Origin of the sequence: Citrobacter sp. H12-3-2 (assembly GCF_009649895.1) — a bacterium.
GTDB lineage: Bacteria > Pseudomonadota > Gammaproteobacteria > Enterobacterales > Enterobacteriaceae > Citrobacter > Citrobacter portucalensis.
On the sequence record NZ_CP045837.1, the window covers coordinates 2,762,983 to 2,782,202 of the forward strand.

The 19,220-nt window shown below is 51.4% G+C and carries 19 protein-coding genes and 1 other RNA gene; 7 read left to right on the forward strand and 13 right to left on the reverse strand.

Annotated elements, in window-relative coordinates:
- Positions 1-19: 19 nt before the first annotated feature.
- Together GHC22_RS13205 and GHC22_RS13210 are read right to left on the reverse strand one after the other, a co-directional pair.
- Positions 20-688 carry a methionine ABC transporter permease gene (locus tag GHC22_RS13205; protein ID WP_048214308.1) on the reverse strand — a complete coding sequence of 223 codons (669 nt, stop codon included), beginning with the start codon at positions 686-688 and terminating at the stop codon, positions 20-22.
- On the reverse strand, positions 681-1,703 hold the full coding sequence (locus GHC22_RS13210) for a methionine ABC transporter ATP-binding protein (RefSeq protein WP_153753218.1): 1,023 nt from the start codon (positions 1,701-1,703) through the stop codon (positions 681-683). The genes GHC22_RS13205 and GHC22_RS13210 overlap by 8 nt, the downstream gene beginning before the upstream one ends.
- A 375-nt stretch (positions 1,704-2,078) precedes the next feature.
- On the opposite strand from GHC22_RS13210, the gene GHC22_RS24820 reads away from it, so the two are divergent.
- The 3 genes from GHC22_RS24820 (at position 2,079) to lpp (ending at position 4,239) form a co-directional block, all read left to right on the forward strand.
- On the forward strand, positions 2,079-2,273 hold the full coding sequence (locus GHC22_RS24820; protein ID WP_244293978.1) for a hypothetical protein: 195 nt from the start codon (positions 2,079-2,081) through the stop codon (positions 2,271-2,273).
- A 7-nt stretch (positions 2,274-2,280) separates the two neighbouring features.
- Positions 2,281-3,693 (forward strand): pyruvate kinase PykF, encoded by a 1,413-nt coding sequence (gene pykF / locus GHC22_RS13215; RefSeq protein ID WP_153753220.1) that lies wholly within the window; start codon positions 2,281-2,283, stop codon positions 3,691-3,693.
- Positions 3,694-4,002: 309 nt separating this feature from the next.
- Positions 4,003-4,239 carry a murein lipoprotein Lpp gene (lpp, locus tag GHC22_RS13220; protein ID WP_003029373.1) on the forward strand — a complete coding sequence of 79 codons (237 nt, stop codon included), beginning with the start codon at positions 4,003-4,005 and terminating at the stop codon, positions 4,237-4,239.
- 68 nt (positions 4,240-4,307) lie between these two features.
- On the opposite strand, the gene GHC22_RS13225 is transcribed toward lpp, so the two are convergent.
- From GHC22_RS13225 to GHC22_RS13260, 8 genes are all read right to left on the reverse strand, one after another.
- Positions 4,308-5,312 (reverse strand): L,D-transpeptidase family protein, encoded by a 1,005-nt coding sequence (locus GHC22_RS13225; RefSeq protein WP_153753988.1) that lies wholly within the window; start codon positions 5,310-5,312, stop codon positions 4,308-4,310.
- Between the two features lie 124 nt (positions 5,313-5,436).
- Positions 5,437-5,853 carry a cysteine desulfuration protein SufE gene (gene sufE / locus GHC22_RS13230; RefSeq protein ID WP_003832654.1) on the reverse strand — a complete coding sequence of 139 codons (417 nt, stop codon included), beginning with the start codon at positions 5,851-5,853 and terminating at the stop codon, positions 5,437-5,439.
- Positions 5,854-5,865: 12 nt separating this feature from the next.
- Positions 5,866-7,086, reverse strand: a complete 1,221-nt coding sequence (sufS, locus tag GHC22_RS13235) for a cysteine desulfurase SufS (protein WP_008784609.1) — start codon at positions 7,084-7,086, stop codon at positions 5,866-5,868.
- The gene (gene sufD, locus GHC22_RS13240) at positions 7,083-8,354 is read right to left on the reverse strand and encodes a Fe-S cluster assembly protein SufD (protein WP_153753222.1); all 1,272 of its coding nucleotides are present in this window, start codon (positions 8,352-8,354) and stop codon (positions 7,083-7,085) included. The genes sufS and sufD overlap by 4 nt, the downstream gene beginning before the upstream one ends.
- Complete coding sequence (gene sufC, locus GHC22_RS13245; protein ID WP_003832649.1) at positions 8,329-9,075, reverse strand: Fe-S cluster assembly ATPase SufC; 747 nt, start codon at positions 9,073-9,075, stop codon at positions 8,329-8,331. Before sufC ends, sufD begins: the two co-directional genes overlap by 26 nt.
- A 16-nt stretch (positions 9,076-9,091) precedes the next feature.
- Positions 9,092-10,579 carry a Fe-S cluster assembly protein SufB gene (gene sufB, locus GHC22_RS13250; protein WP_020996440.1) on the reverse strand — a complete coding sequence of 496 codons (1,488 nt, stop codon included), beginning with the start codon at positions 10,577-10,579 and terminating at the stop codon, positions 9,092-9,094.
- 8 nt (positions 10,580-10,587) lie between these two features.
- Entirely contained in the window at positions 10,588-10,956 is a 369-nt protein-coding gene (gene sufA / locus GHC22_RS13255; RefSeq protein ID WP_003832645.1) for a Fe-S cluster assembly scaffold SufA, read from the reverse strand.
- Positions 10,957-11,444: 488 nt separating this feature from the next.
- On the reverse strand, positions 11,445-12,320 hold the full coding sequence (locus GHC22_RS13260; protein ID WP_020996441.1) for a LysR family transcriptional regulator: 876 nt from the start codon (positions 12,318-12,320) through the stop codon (positions 11,445-11,447).
- A 121-nt stretch (positions 12,321-12,441) separates the two neighbouring features.
- Here GHC22_RS13260 and GHC22_RS13265 point away from each other — a divergent pair, with 121 nt between their 5' ends.
- Positions 12,442-13,293, forward strand: a complete 852-nt coding sequence (locus GHC22_RS13265) for a Vmh family MBL fold metallo-hydrolase (RefSeq protein WP_153753224.1) — start codon at positions 12,442-12,444, stop codon at positions 13,291-13,293.
- A 67-nt stretch (positions 13,294-13,360) separates the two neighbouring features.
- Here GHC22_RS13265 and GHC22_RS13270 read toward each other — a convergent pair whose 3' ends face one another.
- The 3 genes from GHC22_RS13270 to GHC22_RS13280 form a co-directional block, all read right to left on the reverse strand.
- Positions 13,361-13,549 (reverse strand): YdiH family protein, encoded by a 189-nt coding sequence (locus tag GHC22_RS13270; RefSeq protein WP_003030540.1) that lies wholly within the window; start codon positions 13,547-13,549, stop codon positions 13,361-13,363.
- 77 nt (positions 13,550-13,626) lie between these two features.
- A complete protein-coding gene (gene menI, locus GHC22_RS13275; protein WP_008784603.1) occupies positions 13,627-14,037 on the reverse strand; it encodes a 1,4-dihydroxy-2-naphthoyl-CoA hydrolase in 411 nt (136 codons plus the stop codon).
- Positions 14,034-17,090 (reverse strand): FAD-binding and (Fe-S)-binding domain-containing protein, encoded by a 3,057-nt coding sequence (locus tag GHC22_RS13280; RefSeq protein WP_153753226.1) that lies wholly within the window; start codon positions 17,088-17,090, stop codon positions 14,034-14,036. Before GHC22_RS13280 ends, menI begins: the two co-directional genes overlap by 4 nt.
- Positions 17,091-17,303: 213 nt before the next feature.
- Here GHC22_RS13280 and ydiK point away from each other — a divergent pair, with 213 nt between their 5' ends.
- The 3 genes from ydiK to GHC22_RS13295 all read left to right on the forward strand — a co-directional run bounded on the left by ydiK (position 17,304) and on the right by GHC22_RS13295 (position 19,218).
- Positions 17,304-18,413 carry an AI-2E family transporter YdiK gene (gene ydiK, locus GHC22_RS13285; RefSeq protein ID WP_003832632.1) on the forward strand — a complete coding sequence of 370 codons (1,110 nt, stop codon included), beginning with the start codon at positions 17,304-17,306 and terminating at the stop codon, positions 18,411-18,413.
- 183 nt (positions 18,414-18,596) lie between these two features.
- An RNA gene (gene rprA / locus GHC22_RS13290) (antisense sRNA RprA) lies at positions 18,597-18,704 on the forward strand.
- 157 nt (positions 18,705-18,861) lie between these two features.
- The gene (locus tag GHC22_RS13295; RefSeq protein WP_153753228.1) at positions 18,862-19,218 is read left to right on the forward strand and encodes a YdiL family protein; all 357 of its coding nucleotides are present in this window, start codon (positions 18,862-18,864) and stop codon (positions 19,216-19,218) included.
- Positions 19,219-19,220 lie beyond the last annotated feature (2 nt).

Consider the following 19,220-nt stretch of genomic DNA (forward strand, 5'->3'; position numbering starts at 1 on the left):
TTATGGTTTCCGTATTTTATTAGCGTTTATCTAACAGAGAGGTGATCACATCGCCGCAAAGCTGGATGATGAAGACAATGAGCAAAATCGTCACCGTCGCCACCAGCGTGACGTCGCTGTGGTTGCGCTGGAATCCTTCCAGATAGGCCAAATTCCCTAAACCACCGGCACCAATTACCCCTGCCATCGCGCTGTAGCTCACCAGCGCAATTAGCGTCACGGTGATCCCGGACACCAGAGCAGGAGATGATTCCGGCAGTAAAACTCGAAAAATAAGTGTGCTCAGTCGTGCGCCCATTGAACGCGTCGCTTCAATAACGCCTTTATCCACTTCACGCAGAGCGATTTCGACCAGACGCGCATAAAACGGCGCGGCCCCCACGATCAGCGCAGGCAACGCGGCATTGGCGCCGAGAATGGTGCCTACCATCGCTTTGGTAAACGGGATCAGCAGCACGATCAAAATGATGAATGGGATCGAACGAAAGATATTCACCACCAGCGAAATAGCGCTATATACCGCGCGATTAGGGAACAATCCGCCGCGCGCGGTCAGGAACAATGCCAGACCAAGCGCGATGCCCAGAATAAAGGTCGCCGCCCCCGAAAGAGCTGTCATATACAGCGTTTCCTGGGTTGCCGCTAACAATTGATCCCACTTCAGATGGGGAAACAGTTCTTCAGCCATGTTGAATCACCTCGCCTTCAATGTCGCTCTGGCGCAGGTCGGCCAAAATATTGTTCAATTGTTCCTCAGAGGCCACCACGTGCACCCAGAGTTGCCCAAACACGCCGTGTGCGGTTTGCGTCATCTTGCCGTGCAAGATGTTGAACGGCAGGCCATAGCGCAGGGTCAATTCCCCAACCACAGGCCGATGGGTACGTTGCCCGGTAAAGGTTAATTTGATAACCAACCCACCCAACTCGCTTGCCAGCTGCGGATTAAACTCGTCTTCTTCGGTGTACTGGCTCACCTGACGAACAAATTGTCGGGTAATAGGCTGCTGAGGATGGGTAAAGACGCTGAGCACATCTCCTTCCTCAACGACCTTGCCGTTTTCCATTACCGCGACGCGGTCGCAGATTTTGCGTACCACGTGCATTTCATGAGTGATCAGCACAATGGTCAATTTGAAACGACGGTTAATATCGAGGAGTAAATCGAGGATCTGATCGGTAGTTTGCGGATCCAGCGCCGAGGTGGCTTCGTCACACAGCAGGACATCTGGATTGTTCGCCAGCGCGCGAGCAATTCCTACACGCTGTTTTTGCCCACCGCTGAGCTGGGAAGGATACGCATTTTCACGACCGCTCAGCCCAACCAGCGTAATCAGTTCAGCAACCCGCGCTTTGATGGACGCTTTGGACGCACCGGCGATTTGCATAGAGAACGCAATGTTTTCGCTAACGGTCCGCGACCACAGCAAATTGAAGTGTTGAAACACCATGCTGATTTTCAGTCGCGCCTGGCGTAACGATTCCCCACTGGCGGCCGAGATATCGTGGCCGTTAATCGTCACGCTGCCGGAGGTCGGTTTTTCGAGACCATTGAGCAAACGAATTAAGGTGCTTTTACCTGCCCCGCTGTAACCAATAATGCCGTAAATCTGCCCCTGTTCAACCGTTAGGTTGACGTTATCGACAGCGGTGATGGCAAGCCTGCCTGGCGTAAACACTTTCGAAATATTTTTCAGGACGATCATGTCGTTTGGGTATCCGCTGCTGCTTATTGTTCTTCTGCTAGCGCTTTTGGCTGTTTAGCAGTATGGATGTCCAAACGAGTGTAATCAGTGGAATTGGCTTTTAAAATGAATTAAAACGCATTTGATATAACTTTTAGAAATATAGTGCTGCATCGACGTCAACGGCATAAAACGTAGTCATCGAGATGTTAAATGCTGTTTGTTGCGCAACAAATCGCAACGCCAGATAACCTCTTAATCCATACCGATGAACAAATTAATGAATAATTTTTGTAAAACTGCACAGAAGTGTTTTGAAACGCTGTTTCCATTTTCCTTTTTGATAATTTTCAGCGTATAATGCGCGCCAATTGTCTCTTGAATGGTTTCAGCACATTGACCTGTAAAACTCAACGACTACAGAACTCACCATCCCGTTGGGCTGAAACACAAGCACACATTCCTCTGCACGCTTTTTCGATGTCACCTATCCTTAGAGCGAGGCATCACAACTTTCGTAACTCAGGTTTAGCTTCCCATCCGTGCGCGATGGGAGCCAGATTTCCATATCCTTCTCAACTTAAAGACTAAGACTGTCATGAAAAAGACGAAAATTGTTTGCACCATCGGTCCGAAAACCGAATCCGAAGAGATGTTAACCAAAATGCTGGACGCGGGCATGAACGTCATGCGTCTGAACTTCTCCCACGGCGACTACGCAGAACACGGTCAGCGCATCAAGAACTTGCGCAACGTCATGAGCAAAACCGGCAAGAAAGCCGCAATCCTGCTCGACACCAAAGGTCCTGAAATCCGTACCATCAAACTGGAAGGCGGTAACGACGTTTCCCTGAAAGCGGGCCAGACCTTCACCTTCACCACCGACAAATCTGTCGTAGGCAACAACGAAATCGTTGCTGTAACTTACGAAGGCTTCACTAAAGATCTGTCCGTCGGCAACACCGTTCTGGTTGATGATGGTCTAATCGGCATGGAAGTTACCGCCATCGAAGGTAACAAAGTTATCTGTAAAGTGCTGAACAACGGCGACCTGGGCGAAAATAAAGGCGTTAACCTGCCGGGCGTTTCCATCGCGCTGCCAGCACTGGCTGAAAAAGACAAACAAGACCTGATCTTCGGTTGCGAGCAAGGCGTTGACTTCGTTGCAGCGTCCTTTATCCGTAAACGTTCTGACGTCGTTGAAATCCGTGAGCACCTGAAATCGCACGGCGGCGAAAACATCCAGATCATCTCCAAAATCGAAAACCAGGAAGGCCTGAACAACTTCGACGAAATCCTCGAAGCGTCTGACGGCATCATGGTTGCGCGTGGCGATATGGGCGTTGAGATCCCGGTTGAAGAAGTTATCTTCGCGCAGAAGATGATCATCGAAAAATGTATCCGTGCACGTAAAGTCGTTATCACTGCGACCCAGATGCTGGACTCCATGATCAAAAACCCGCGTCCGACCCGCGCTGAAGCCGGTGACGTAGCGAACGCCATCCTCGACGGTACCGACGCAGTAATGCTGTCTGGCGAGTCTGCAAAAGGTAAATACCCGCTGGAAGCCGTTACCATCATGGCGACCATCTGTGAGCGTACTGACCGTGTGATGACCAGCCGTCTGGACTTCAACAACGACAGCCGCAAACTGCGCATCACCGAAGCCGTTTGCCGTGGCGCGGTTGAAACTGCTGAAAAACTGGACGCGCCGCTGATCGTCGTCGCAACCCAGGGTGGTAAATCCGCTCGCGCAGTACGTAAATACTTCCCGGATGCCACCATCCTGGCGCTGACCACCAACGAAACTACCGCGCGTCAGCTGGTGCTGAGCAAAGGCGTTGTTGCACAGGTGGTTAAAGAAATCAGCTCTACCGATGATTTCTATCGTCTGGGTAAAGAAGTCGCTCTGGAAAGCGGTCTGGCTCAAAAAGGTGACGTTGTGGTTATGGTTTCTGGTGCACTGGTTCCGAGCGGCACCACCAACACCGCATCCGTTCACGTGCTGTAATAATTCCATCGCGAATTAATTTGCTTAAAAAAGCGCCCTGGTGGCGCTTTTTTTATTTTATCGATAGCCACAATTAATAAAAAATCAAATCGGATTTCACTATCTAATCCGTGATTATCTAAGATGAATCCGATGGAAGCTTTCTGTTTTCACTCGGGTTTTTAGCCGTTTTTGCACAATTCGATGCTTCTTTGAGCGAACGATCAAAAATAAGTGCATTCCCATCAAAAAAATATTCTCAACATAAAAAAGTTTGTGTAATACTTGTAACGCTACATGGAGATTAACTCAATCTAGAGGGTATTAATAATGAATCGTACTAAACTGGTACTGGGCGCGGTAATCCTGGGTTCTACTCTGCTGGCAGGTTGCTCCAGCAACGCTAAAATCGATCAGCTGTCTTCTGACGTTCAGACTCTGAACGCTAAAGTTGACCAGCTGAGCAACGACGTGAACGCAATGCGTTCCGACGTTCAGGCTGCTAAAGATGACGCAGCTCGCGCTAACCAGCGTCTGGACAACGCAGCTACTAAATACCGCAAGTAATAGTATCTGTGTAATAAAAATGGCGCACATTGTGCGCCATTTTTTTTGCTCTGAATTCCTCTTCCCTGTTATTGCGTAGCGCGCACCTCAGCATCTCCTCCCGGCACGCCATTTTGCGCAGACTTCACTTCTGGCCCATTGCTCGCGACCGATACTTGCCCGGCAGTGACGGTGACCGGATAACCTGCGCGACGATACAACGCCCTTTCTACCAGACTGTTATCCACCGCTTTATTGTCTTTAAACTGGGTAAAACCGGCTGGCAGCACATACGGCATGGTCTGGACGTTTTGTTCCTCTTCCGGCGACAGCGGTCGATGCACTTCGACATACCTCATGCCGTTCGGCTCAATCGAATATTTTATCGGCTCATTAATCACCCTGACCGGCGTGCCTGTGCGGACCTGAGCAAACAGTGCTTTAATGTCCGGCGCGTTCATGCGAATACAACCAGAACTCACACGCAGGCCCACGCTGTCCGGCGCGCTGGTGCCATGGATCAGATACTCACCGTTTCCATGTGCCAGACGCAGTGCAAAGCGTCCTAACGGGTTATTTGGCCCGGCAGGTACAACAGGCGGTAATGTAATGCCACGCTCCAGAGAGCGTTTACGGATGCCTGGTGTAGGGGTCCAGGTAGGATTCGGGATTTTCTGCCCAACCCGGGTTTCCATTACCGGCGTTTCCAGCCCCTGCAAACCGATACCAATTGGGAATACCTGAACAATATTCTCTCCTGGCGGGAAGTAATACAGACGCAGTTCCGCCAGATTCACAATAATGCCTTCGCGTGGTGCATCCGGCAGCAGTAATTGTGAGGGAATAGTAATCAGGGTTCCGGGTTTAGGTACGGGGGCAATAGTATTGTTGGCTTCAAGGATCAGCATGGCAGCGGTATCAAACTTACGGGCTATCGCCTGTAGGTTTTTATCGCCTTCCTGCACGGTGTAGGTTTGGTTTTGCCCAACAAGGCGGCTGTTCGCCTGGGGCAAAGGATAATCGACCGCCCATGCGGCCTGAATAGCGCTGTAAGCGCCGATTAGCATTAACGTAATAACAGACGCGCGTTTCATACTCACTCACCCCCCCTGGCGTTCTTGCCGGACGGCGGCGAGCGCCCAATCCGGCTTACGAGTCACTGCGTTGCCTTACACGAACGCTTTCAAGTCGGTCTGAAAGTTAACGTGTTTTATCAGTTTAGCTAAGAGTTGCGGCTTTGGCGCGAATAGCCCGAATCATCGCCTCCAGCCCTTGTGAACGAGACGGCGTGAGGTGCTGTGCGAGCGCCATTTTTTCAAACCACGGACGCACATCAAAATTCACAATATCCTGGGCCGTCATGCGATCATACAAAATGAATACCACGGCAATAAGTCCTTTCACAATTGCCGCATCACTGTCGCCCTGTAATTCAATAATCCCTTCGCCATTCTGGTTCATAACAATCCATACCTGACTTTGACATCCCTGGATGCTATTTTCCGGGCAGCGTAAGTCGTCGTTTAATTCCGGCAAACGCTGACCCAGCTCAATAATGTACAGGTATTTCTCTTCCCAATTAGCGCAACGCAGAAAATTACGCAACAACTTTTCTTTATCCGGTAGCGCAGCCATAACGCCTCCCTGTTAGCCCAGTAAATGATGAATACGCTTGAGGCCCGTTACCAGGCGATCCACTTCTTCATGGGTGTTGTACATTGCAATCGACGCCCGACACATAGCAGGAACGTTATAGTAGGCCATCAGCGGCATAGCGCAGTGATGCCCCGTCCGCACGGCTATTCCATAGTTATCAAGAAAACTGCCGACGTCAAAGGCGTGATGTTTACCAAGGTTAAATGCAATCACACCCAGGCGGTTATCCGGTCCGTAGAGTGTCAAATCCGGCACATCCGCGAGCTGCTCCAACGCATAGCGCATCATGAACTGTTCATATTCGCTGATTTCAGTAAGCCCCAGTGCTGAAACATACTCAATAGCCGCGCCGAGTCCGATAATACCTCCGGTGTTTGGCGTTCCGGCTTCAAAACGCCAAGGGGCTTTAGCCCACGTTGTTCCCTGACTCAAACTCACCGTCGCAATCATTGAACCACCGCCTTCCCAGGGTGGCATCTCCTGCAACAGCGACTCTCTGGCATACAGAACGCCAATACCGGTTGGTCCATAAAGTTTATGCCCGGAGAAAACATAAAAATCGCAATCCAGTGCCTGGACATCCACCTGATGATGCATCACCGCCTGCGCGCCATCCACCAACACTTTTGCGCCGTATTGATGCGCCAGCTCAATCATTTCCGATAACGGGTTCTCGGTACCCAACACGTTAGAAACGTGGGTAATCGCCAGCAGTTGCGTACGATCGTCAAACAGCGTCGGCAGCGTCTCCAGCTGCAACGTACCATCGGCATTGAGCGGAATAACGCGCAGCTCTGCCCCTACGCGGGCACACAGCATCTGCCAGGGCACAATATTGGCGTGGTGCTCCATTTCGCTGATGATAATGTTATCGCCCGCTCGCACATTGCTGCTGCCCCAGCTGTTCGCCACCAGATTGATGCCTTCCGTCGTACCACGAACAAACACCAGCTCTTCCGCTGAGCGGGCGTTAATAAACAACGAGGCAAGCTTGCGCACATTTTCCATTTTTTCCGTGGCTTGGGCGCTCAGCGTATGAATACCGCGGTGGACCGCCGCATAGCCGTGACGATAAAACTCGGCCTCGGCATCAATCACCTGATTGGGTTTTTGCGCGCTGGCAGCGCTGTCCAGATACGCCAACGGTAAACCGTTCACTTCACGCGTCAGGACCGGAAAGTCTGCCCGTACTTTTTCAATGGGAAATGTCATGCTGCGCCTCCCGGCAAGCGTTGGGCGATCCGCACCAGTACCTGTTGTTTCAGCGTTTCATCGCCCAGGGCTTCCGTCAGCTCAGCGGCAAACGCATAGAGAATCATGTGTTGAGCATCCTGCTGGCCGATCCCTCGCGAACGCAGATAGAACATCTGCTCGTCGTCGATCCGTCCTACCGTCGCCCCGTGGCTGCATTTCACATCGTCGGCGTAGATTTCGAGCTGTGGCTTGGTATCCACCTCCGCCAGCTTTCCGAGCAACAAATTATTGTTGGTCATCTGACCGTCGGTTTTGATGGCGTGCTGGGCGACGTTGATCAGACCATTGAAGACCGCTCGTCCCTTATCGCTGACAATCGTTTTATGCAGCTGGCGACTGTTGCAATACCCTTTGTTGTGCTCAAGCCAGGTCCGTGTATCACAGACTTCATTTTTCACCGGCATCGCCAGACTGTTCAGCCGAAGCGTGGTGTTTTCACCGTTAAGCTGCGTACTGGTGTTATGGCGCAATACCGCATCACCAAGCAAGAAGCTGTGGCTAACGGCAGTAGCATCCGCGCCCAATTGAATGTCATTATGCGCAAAGTGGTGACTAAACGGATTTTCGAACGCCAGTTTGATATGGCGCAAATGGGCGTTTGCCGCGACGTTCATCGTTAAGCGTGCGCCGGTGAAATGGCGACGCTCGCTGAGGCTGGCATAGTGTTCAATAACGGTGGCTTCTGCGCCTTCCGCTAGCTCCAGATGGTGGCGATAGTGCGCCGTATTCACCTCATCGCCCGCCAGCCCCTGGGTTATGTGCAGCAGCAGCAGCGGTTTCGCGGGGCGCTGGTTACGCTTCACCTGAATGTGCGTTACGCTACGGGACAGGCTTTCGGTAAGGTGCAAAAACACTTCCGGTTGGATAGCCGCTGGCAGCGCCTGGCGCGCATCGTCAATGGTAATGTCAAAACCGCTACCGTCTGTACTGTCGCTGAGCGTCGGAGAGAATTGCCCGTCAACAAACACCAGTCGTACAGCATCAATTGTCGGCGACAACGCTGCACATTGGGCTGACGTTATCTCAGCGACATGACTGACAAACTGGCTGTTGGTTAATCCCTCCAGCGGCGTGTATTTCCAGTCCTCATGCTTCCGCGTTGGCAGCCCCAGACGCAGCATCTGTTGCAAGTGCTGCTGCGCATGGTGTGAGCGTGTCTCCCCTTGCGTCTCAAACAGATGGTGCCACTGTTGCAGCACGTTACTGCTGTTCGCTAAGCCAGCCATAACCTTGCTCCTCCAGTTGTTTGACCAGCGTAAAATCGCCGGACTTCACAATTCGCCCCTGGTAGAGAACGTGAACAAAATCGGGTTTGATATAGTCCAGGATGCGCTGATAGTGAGTGACGATAATGAATGAGCGTTTCCCGTCACGCAGCGAGTTCACGCCATCCGCAACGATTTTCAGCGCATCAATATCCAGCCCGGAGTCTGACTCATCAAGAATGCACAACTGAGGCTCCAGCACGGCCATTTGCAGAATGTCATTACGTTTTTTCTCACCGCCGGAGAAACCGACGTTTACCGAGCGCGTGAGCAAATCCTCCGGCATCTTCAGCAGCGCTATTTTCTCTTCCATCAGATCCTGGAAGTCGAATCGATCCAGCGACTCTTCGCCACGGTAACTTCGCACCGCATTCAGCGCCGTTTGCAGGAAAAACTGGTTACTGACGCCAGGGATTTCCACCGGATACTGGAATGCCATGAAGATCCCTTCACCGGCCCGGTCTTCCGGCGACAGTTCCAGTAAATCCTTGCCGTTGAACTCTACCGTTCCGCCAGTGACGTCGTAGTCTTCCCGTCCAGCGAGAGTTGCGGAGAGCGTACTTTTCCCCGAACCGTTTGGTCCCATAATGGCGTGAACCTCTCCGGGGCGAACCTCAAGGCTCAACCCACGCAAGATCGCCTTATCTTCCACACTGACCTGTAAATCTTTGATGCTTAACATGTGCTTTCCTTAAAATTTAACCGACGCTGTGCTCAAGACTTATGGCGAGAAGTTTTTGCGCTTCCACAGCAAACTCCAGCGGCAGTTCAGAGAACACGTCTTTACAGAAACCATTCACGATCATCGAAATGGCATCCTCTTCACTGATGCCGCGCTGCAGGCAGTAAAACAACTGGTCTTCACCAATACGCGACGTGGTGGCTTCATGTTCAAGCTGGGCGCTATTGTTACGACACTCCACATACGGGAAGGTGTGTGCCCCACAATCCGCACCGATCAACATCGAGTCGCATTGGGTATAGTTGCGGGCGTTAGTAGCGGTCGGCATGATTTTCACTAAGCCGCGATAACTGTTCTGGCTGTGTCCGGCGGAGATCCCTTTCGAGATAATGGTCGATTTGGTGTTTTTGCCAATGTGGATCATTTTGGTGCCGGTATCGGCCTGCTGATGTCCACTGGTCAGCGCGACGGAGTAGAATTCGCCGATCGAGTTGTCGCCACGCAAAATGCAGCTTGGGTATTTCCAGGTAATGGCCGAGCCGGTTTCCGACTGCGTCCACGACATTTTGCTGTTTTCGCCTTCGCAGAGTGCGCGCTTGGTGACGAAATTCAAAATACCGCCCGTATTGCCATCGCCGGGAAACCAGTTTTGCACCGTGGAGTATTTCACTTCGGCATCTTTGTGAATGATGACTTCCACCACCGCCGCGTGTAGTTGGTAACTGTCGCGCACCGGGGCTGAACAGCCTTCGATATAGCTGACGTAGCTGCCCTCATCCGCAACCAGAATGGTGCGTTCAAACTGCCCGGTTTTTTCCGCATTGATACGGAAATAGGTCGACAGCTCCATTGGGCAACGTACGCCTTTCGGTACATAAATAAACGTGCCGTCAGATGCCACCGCCGCATTCAGCGCGGCAAAGAAATTGTCATTGCCGGGGACAACCGTGCCCAGGTACTGTTTTACCAGCTCAGGATGATCGTGAATGGCCTCACCGAACGAACAGAAAATAATGCCCTGCTCCGCCAGTTTGTCGCGATAGGTGGTCGCTACCGATACCGAGTCGAAAATAGCATCAACCGCCACTTCTTTGCCTTCACGTACCGGCACACCAAGCTGTTCGAATGCGTCCTCAACCTCTTTGCTTAAAAATGCATTCGCGCCCGTTTGCTGTACCGCTCCCGGTTCAGACGCACAGGTTTCATCGCAGTTACCGCAGGAGGGTGCGGAGTAATAGCTGTACTCCTGATAATTCAGTTTGTCGTAATGCGCTTTAAGCCAGTGTGGTTCTTCCATGGTCAGCCACGCTTTAAAGGCATTCAGGCGAAATTCCAGCATCCAGTCGGGTTCATTTCGTTTTGCCGAAATCGCGCGCACGACATCTTCATTGATCCCTTTTGCCAGCTCATCGGTTTGCAGTTGGGTGAAGAAGCCCTCTTTGTAATTAAGGTGCCCGCCAGCCCAGGTGTTGACATCGTCAGTTGCTTCAGTATTACGAGACATAGTACCGCCTATACCCCAAAACTTTCGCCACAGCCGCATTCGTTCTGGGCTTTCGGGTTATGAAATTTAAATAACTGGTTTAATCCTTCGCGAACGAAATCGACTTCTGTGCCGTCAATGAACGGCATCGCCTGCAACGGCACATAAAGTCTGGCGCCCTCCGTTTCAAACAGCAGATCGTCTTTTTCGGGTTGGCGGACGGTATCCAGCACGTAACCGAATCCCGCGCACCCTGTTTGCTTCACGCCTAAACGCACACCCAACATGTCAGGTTGCTTTGCCACCAGTTCACGGATATGCGCCGCAGCCGCTGGCGTTAACGTCAGCCCACGCCAGGCAAAATCGTCCGGGTTAAATGTTCCTGAATGCAATTCCATAGAGTTACCTCGAGTCACTAGCTTTTAAGCTATAACACCATGTTAGTGATAATGATTATCACTTCAACCCCTCAACAGCAGGGGCATTCGGGTTAATCGCCCTTTTTGACTACTTTTACTAAGCATAGACCCTGCAGCGAGGGTTTACAGGGATGGATTATTTTGTTCAATGCATTGATTAATAATGGATTATGAAAATCCAATCGTTCAGTCAGGTCAAATGACAAAAGATGTATAGAAAATGTCTATTTAAGGGATAGGTGGGGATGAAGGTAGGGAAAAACAATTCAAATAATAAACAAACAACAAAAAACCCTTAAGTCTGCTTGTTGGCAGGCTTAAGGGTTCCGGCCCCATCCGGCGCTTATCTCCGGCACTCATATTGGCTTAGCTCTTGAAGGGGCGATAAGAAGAATCTCATACACCGATTAGTTTTTTTTAACACTAATTGCGGTTTGACTCTTTTATAAACGCGTTCAATCACATATTTAACGCTGTGCCTCACTGAGCGTGTCCAGCAGCAGGCGTAGCCCTGCGGGTTGATGCTCACGTGAAAGGTATAAACCATAAATCGGCAGGCACTTAGGTTGAAGTTCTGGCAGTAATCGAATTAGCTTTCCCTGCTCCAGCCCTTCCTGCGCCTCCAGCTCTGGCACCAACGCGATCCCCATTCCGGCCACTGCCGACTCGCAGAGCAGCGAAGAGATGCCTGCACTCAAATTCCCTTTGATTGCAACGGAGACAGGCTGCCCCTGAGGATCCAAAAAGTGCCAGGATTGTCCGGCAAAACCGCTGTAGTACAGGCAATTGTGCCGTGTGAGATCGTCGATTGTCTCAGGCGTGCCATGTTGATGCAGATAATCTGCAGACGCGCAAAGCACCGATTTACAGTCGCCCAACCGACGGGCAATAGTCCCTGGCTCTGGATTATCCGTTATGCGGATCGCCACATCGATGCGTTCCCCCACAAGGCTTACCGGTTGATTATTGATCTCCACCTCAATACGTAATTGCGGATATTGCGCCATAAACGTCGGCAGAACCGGAGCAAGAATATGCATCGCGGTAAAATGGGCGCAGGCTACACGTAGCGTGCCGGAGGGAATTTGAGCGGCACTGGCGGCACCAATATCCAGCGAAAGTTGCGCCAGAGAACGTGTTTTCACTAATGCATCTTCACCCGCTGGCGTGATCGTCAAGCGACGCGATGAGCGATGGATAAGCCTTGCGCCTGCCCATTTTTCCATCTCGTCGAGATAACGACTGACCATCGGACGGGAAAGCCCCAACGCACGCGCGGCTGCGCTCAGGCTACCCAAATCACAGATATGGTTGAATACCGTTGCCGCCATCACTCTGTCCATTGTTCCCATCCGATCGTTTTATGAAACTCAGCATGTCCTAATGAGGGAATTCTAACAGATCCGAATATCCTTAAACTACGGGAACTATCAAAAGACAATTTCCTGCACAAGGTTACCTGGTATGAAAGTTAAAACTCTGGCCCTGCTGTTACCTCTGTTTGCGTCTTCAGCTTTCGCCGCGCCGCTACAGCTGGACGTCTATAATCCACAGGATAAGGCTATTTTCCCGGTTTCTTCGACGCTGGTGTCTGGCCCAAAAGAGGCGATTTTGTTTGACGCCCAGTTCAGTACCAAAGATGGTGAACAACTGGTGCAAATGATTCGCGCCAGCGGTAAAACGCTGAAGGCTATTGTGATCACCTCCGGCGATCCCGATTTCTATTTTGGTCTGGAGCCCATCGTTAAGGCCTTCCCACAGGTAAAAGTCCTGGCAACGCCGCAGGTGGTAGACCATATCCGCGCCACCAAAGAGGCCAAGCTGCAGTTCTGGGGCCCGCAAATGAAGGACGGCGCACCAACATCGCTCACCGTTCCGCAGGCGACTACGCAAACGCAGTTCACGGTTGATGACGAAACGCTGGAACTGCGTCACGCCAACGATTATGCAGCGTATATCTGGATCCCGGCGAATCGAGCCATTATTGGCGGCACAGGCGTGGCTTCAGGTATTCACGTCTGGACGGCGGATACACAGTCTGAACAACAACGTAGTGCATGGCGTAGCGTACTGAGCGAAATGCAGAGCTTACAGCCCACTCAGGTGGTCCCGGGTCATTACATTGGCGACCGCCCAACCGGTGATAAAGCTATTCGCTTCACCCAGGACTATTTGCAGTCGTTTGAGCAGGCGCTAGGGGCGAAGAAAGGATCGGACTATGTGATTAAAACCATGACGGCAGCATGGCCAGGCCTTGCAGACGTAAGCTCGCTGGAACTAAGTGCAAAAGTTAACAGCGGCGAGATGAAGTGGTAATGAAGATTTAAGGCAAAAAATAACCCCGAACGCGTGTCGGGGTTTCGTTACGATAAGCATACCGGAATCAATGAACGCCCATGCGCCAGGCAAAATAGATCTCTTCTTTCAGTTCAGTGGAAGAGAGCGCCAACAGATCTGCAAACTCCAGCTCAAGCTGTTTCAGCCTTTTCAGGTACTGAGCCGGTGAAAGATCGGTTTTATCACGACGTAAAAATTCTATTGCCAGTTGGGCAGGGTCTAATTGGGTAGACATATCATCCTCGCTTGTGTTCAAAACCTGCACAGTATAACACCATTCCCTGTGCAGATAATGACCAAAAGCAATATGCATCACAAAATTGCGGTCGTCAGACGCGACGTGCAGCACAATCGACCCTGCTCATCGAAGATTTCTATTTGCCACACCTGGTGACGAGAACCTGTATGTAACGCGCGACATACACCCCTGACGAGCCCTTCCCGTGCAGAACGGATATGGTTGGCGTTGATCTCCAGGCCCACCACTTTCTGCTCACCCTGAGTACACAAGTAGCCAGCTACCGAACCAATGCTTTCCGCCAGCACCACGGATGCGCCGCCGTGTAACAACCCAAAGGGTTGTTTGGTGCGATGGTCCACTGGCATCGTAGCTTCCAGCGTATCGTCGCCAATGTGCACAAAACGAATATCGAGCAACCCAACCATATTTCCTTCACCCATGGCATTGAGCGCCTCGAGTGTGACTTCACGTTTCCAGATCATCCTATAATCTCCAGCAGTGCCTGTAATGGGTGGCGAACGCCCGTACCTTCAACGCGTTTAACCTGGCTGCGACAGGAGTACCCTGTAGCCAGACAACGGTTACGTGGCAATCGTTGCATTGCCTGGTGCCATGATAACTCATAGATACCCAATGAGTTTTGGTGATTCTTCACTTCGTGACCGTAGGTGCCCGCCATACCACAGCACCCCACGCTGACGTTCTTCAGCTTTGCGCCAAAGCGAGCAAAAATAGCCGCCCATTGTGCAGGCGCGCCCGGTAAAGCCGTCACTTCGGTACAGTGGCCAAAGAAGTACCACGGTTCACCGCCAACAGCGACTGACTGCTGTGTTTCCACAGCTTTTGATAACCATTCGTTGGCCAGCAGCACATGGAAATCACCCCGCAGTTCTCCCAGCACCAGCTTGTATTCATCGCGATAACAAAGCACCAGCGCCGGATCAACACCCACCATCGGAATATTCAGCTTCGCTACCCGGTTAAGAAACTCGGATGTCTTTTTCGCCGTTTTGGCAAAACGGTTTAAAAAGCCTTTAATGTGCTGCGCCTTGCCATTTGGCGAAAACGGCAGCAGTACCGGCTGCATACCCAGTTTTTCTACCAGACGTATAAAATCAGCGACCACCTGCGCATCGTAATAGCTGGTGAAAGGGTCTTGTACCACCAGCACCGTACGGGCTTTTTGCTCGAGGCTGAGTAATTCGAGCTGTTCCAGCGTCATATTGGCAGAACGATGTCCCACCAGTTGGCGTTGCAGCGACGGCGCAGACAATAGCGGTAAATCAACCATTCCAATGTGCTTTTTAGCCAGATTTCGCACCAGCGGCTGATTGATGAAGAAGTTAAACGTTTTAGGCGCCCGCGCCATTAGCGGTGCATAGCTCTCAACGGTCGCCACCATATGATCGCGCAACGGGCGCAGATAACGCGTGTGGTACAGTTGCAGGAAGCGTGAGCGGAACTCCGGCACATCAATTTTAATCGGACACTGTGTGGAACAGGCTTTACACGCCAGGCACCCTGACATCGCCTCTTTTACTTCGTGCGAGAAATCGTATTCGCCCTTGCGTGCATGCCAGCTGTTGCGGGTACGGGTAATCAGCGTGCGTAAACTGGCGCGTTTCTCCGGTAGCTCTTTTTCCAGTTGCACAGGATCGATCCCGCGATCGGCCAACAGACGCAGCCACTCACGTACCAGCGTAGCTCGCCCTTTCGGAGAATGGATACGGTTAAGGCTGATTTTCATCGACGGACACATGGGGCTTTTCGCATCGAAGTTAAAGCATAACCCGTTGCCATTACACTCCATTGCCCCACGCCACTCCTGGCGTACGGCCAGCGGGATTTGACGGTCATACGTTCCGCGTTTCACCGCGTCCACTTTCATCATCGGCGCATCAACGTCCTCCGGTGGACAGATTTTGCCGGGGTTGAGCCGGTTTTGCGGATCAAACACCGATTTCACTTTGCGCAGTTCACGATACAGTTCATCACCGAAAAACGCCGGACTGTATTCCGCACGAAAACCTTTCCCGTGCTCACCCCACAACAAACCGCCATATTTTGCCGTCAGCGCGACGACATCATCAGAAATGCGTTTCATCAGCACTTCCTGCTGCGGGTCGCACATATCCAAAGCAGGCCTGACGTGCAGCACGCCAGCATCCACGTGGCCGAACATGCCGTAACTCAGACCATGGCTGTCGAGCAGCGCGCGAAACTCGGCAATATAGTCAGCCAGATGCTCCGGAGGAACGCAGGTATCTTCGGCGAACGGAATTGGCTTCGCGGAACCTTTTGCATTGCCCAGCAGACCGACAGCCTTTTTGCGCATGGCGTAAATTCGTTCTACGCCAGCCAGTTCGGTACACAGCTGCCAGCCAATAACGCCCGCTTCCTGACGAGCGATTAACCCATCCAGGCGTTCGCAGAGTGCGCTGACCTGCGAATTAATTAAGGTTTCGTCGTCACCGGCAAACTCGACAATATTCAGTCCCAGCATCTCTTTATCCGCGACATCGGTAATCAGTTCGCTTACTGAGTGCCAGACGATGTCTTCACGCGCCAGATTGAGTACTTTGGAGTCGACGGTTTCTACCGACAATGCGCGCGCTTCCACCATCACCGGCGCGTTACGCAACGCCGAATCAAACGAATCGTACTTAACGTTAACCAACTGTCTGACTTTGGGCAGTGGCGTGATATCAAGGCGGGCTTCGGTGATAAACGCCAGCGTACCTTCAGAGCCGGTAAGAATGCGGGTTAAATCAAATTCAGTCATCTCATCGTTAAAGACGTGCCGCAGATCGTAACCCGTCAGGAAGCGATTAAGTTTCGGGAATTTATCCATGATCAGCTGTCGGTTATCACGACAACGCTCATAAACGGTCTTATAGATACGGCCAATCGTGGTATTGCTTTTACCCAGCATTTCGGCAAGCTCGACCGGCATGGGCTGGGTATCCAGAATATCACCGCCCATCAGCACCGCACGGATGCCCAACACATGATCGGAAGTTTTACCGTAAACCAACGATCCTTGCCCGGACGCATCGGTGTTGATCATCCCGCCGAGCGTTGCCCGGTTACTGGTGGATAATTCCGGGGCAAAGAAATAGCCATATGGCTTCAGAAACTGGTTAAGCTGGTCTTTTATCACCCCGGCTTCTACCCGCACCCAACCTTCTTGCGGGTTGATTTCAATAATGCGCCTCATATAGCGGGACATATCAACAATAATGCCCTGGTTCAGCGCCTGACCGTTAGTCCCGGTGCCGCCGCCGCGCGGGGTAAAAATCAACGACGAGAATAGCGGTTCTGCCGCCAGACGGGCGATTAGCGCCACATCTGCGGTTGAACGAGGGAAAACGACAGCATCAGGAAGCAGCTGATAAATACTGTTATCCGTCGACATTGTCAGACGATCGGCATAGCTCGTTGCCGTATCACCCGTAAATCCTTGCTGCTCCAGCGCCTGCAAAAAATTGAGCACCAGCTGAACGACACCTGGCGCCTGAGAAATTTGTGGAATCATTATAGTGACCCTTTCCTGCGGTCTGTGTTGTGAATTTAATCGTTTGCGTGTTGCTTTGTTTGTTGTATCACATTTTTTTCTAATACGCTCAGCAGATTTACAGGCAGAATCCGCCTGTTCAAAACCGCTGAAATTGCTCATCATTATAGAGTGTGATTAACGTGTTCACGTCGCGTCAACGTTCTGGCGCAAAGACAAAGGTGAAAAGTATTTATGGTAAATTTCCGTCAGCCCAGGGATATTGCACAAGTGCTGCTATCGGTGCTGTTTTTAGCCATCCTGATTGTGGCCTGTCTCTGGATTGTTCAGCCCTTTATCCTCGGTTTTGCCTGGGCAGGTACGATTGTCATTGCGACCTGGCCTATCCTGCTACGCTTACAAAAATTGCTCTGGGGACGTCGTTCACTTGCCGTACTGGTGATGACACTGTTGTTAGTGCTGTTGTTCATCATCCCTATCGCGCTGCTGGTTAACAGTATCGTCGATGGCAGCGGGCCGCTGATCCATGCCGTAACCGCAGGTGATATGACGCTACCGGATCTGGCTTGGTTGAACAGCATTCCACTGGTGGGTGCCAAAATGTATGGCGCATGGCACAGTTTACTGGATATGGGCGGTTCGGCCATTATGGCCAAGGTTCGTCCTTATATCGGTACCACCACCACCTGGTTTGTCGGTCAGGCCGCGCATATCGGCCGCTTTATGATGCACTGTGGTCTGATGCTGCTGTTCAGTGCCCTGTTGTACTGGCGCGGTGAACAGGTCGCATTAGGTATTCGTCACTTCGCTTGCCGTCTTGCCTCAAAACGTGGCGATGCTGCCATTCTGCTGGCCGCGCAAGCCATTCGCGCCGTCGCATTGGGCGTTGTGGTCACCGCTCTGGTGCAGGCAGTGCTCGGGGGAATTGGTCTGGCGGTAACCGGCGTGCCTTACGCCACGCTGCTGGCGGTATTGATGATCCTGTCTTGTCTGGTGCAACTGGGGCCGTTGCCGGTGCTGATTCCGGCCATTATCTGGCTGTACTGGACGGGTGATTCAACCTGGGGCACGGTTCTTCTGGTCTGGAGCGGCGTAGTCGGAACGCTGGATAACGTTATTCGACCGATGCTGATTCGTATGGGTGCCGATTTGCCACTGATCCTGATTCTCTCCGGGGTCATCGGCGGACTGATTGCCTTCGGCATGATTGGTCTGTTTATCGGTCCAGTAGTGCTGGCCGTTTCCTGGCGTCTGTTCTCCGCCTGGGTAAACGAAGCCCCTGCGCCAGGTACCAATCCGGATGAAATCCTCGAAGAAATTGCTGAAATCGAACGCAATAAGTAATCCAACATCAGGCGGCAGCGCCGCCTGATTGTTTAACAATACTAATCAATTCTTCCTCTTGCGGGATTAGACCCAACCTCGTCCTTCTTAAAATAATCATTTGTGTCGCAAATTCTTTACAGTTTTTAAACTATTGAGATGAATCTGATCGACGTAAAAAATCACTATGCCTACTATTAGGCCATGGCTTTAGATCAACACATTGATTTATAAGCATGGAAATCCCCTGAGTGAAACAACGAATTGCTGTGTGTAGTCTTTGCCCATCTCCCACGATGGGCTTTTTTTTGTCCTTCGCGCGCCACTCCACCAACCTTAACGCACCAACACATTATCTTCCCCGTCAAGGAACAAATAATATTGCACAAAATACTGTGACTCTCTTCAAGCAGAAATATCCACAGCAATGTTATTACTATTCCACCGTCTTTTATGAAGTGACCAAATAATGAACGCATTAGAACTACAGGCGATCCGCCATATTTTTGCTATGACGGTGGAAGAAAGCGCCAGGTATATCGCGCGCGATAACAATGTTGCCGCCTGGCAGCAATGGGAAAAGGGTGAAAGAGAAATTCCAGAAGACATCATCCGCATTTGTTCAGAAATGAAAGCAAGGAGGAAGTTAAGAATTAATGCAATTATCGACAAAATAAATAATCGTATCGGTAATAACACCATGCGTTTTTTCCCCGATCTGAACGCTTTTCAGGCGGTTTATCACCACGATTGTTTTCTCGACTGGAAAATCTATCAGTCGGCTGCTGTTGAACTCTATGCTCACGATCTCGAGCGTATGTGTTAAGA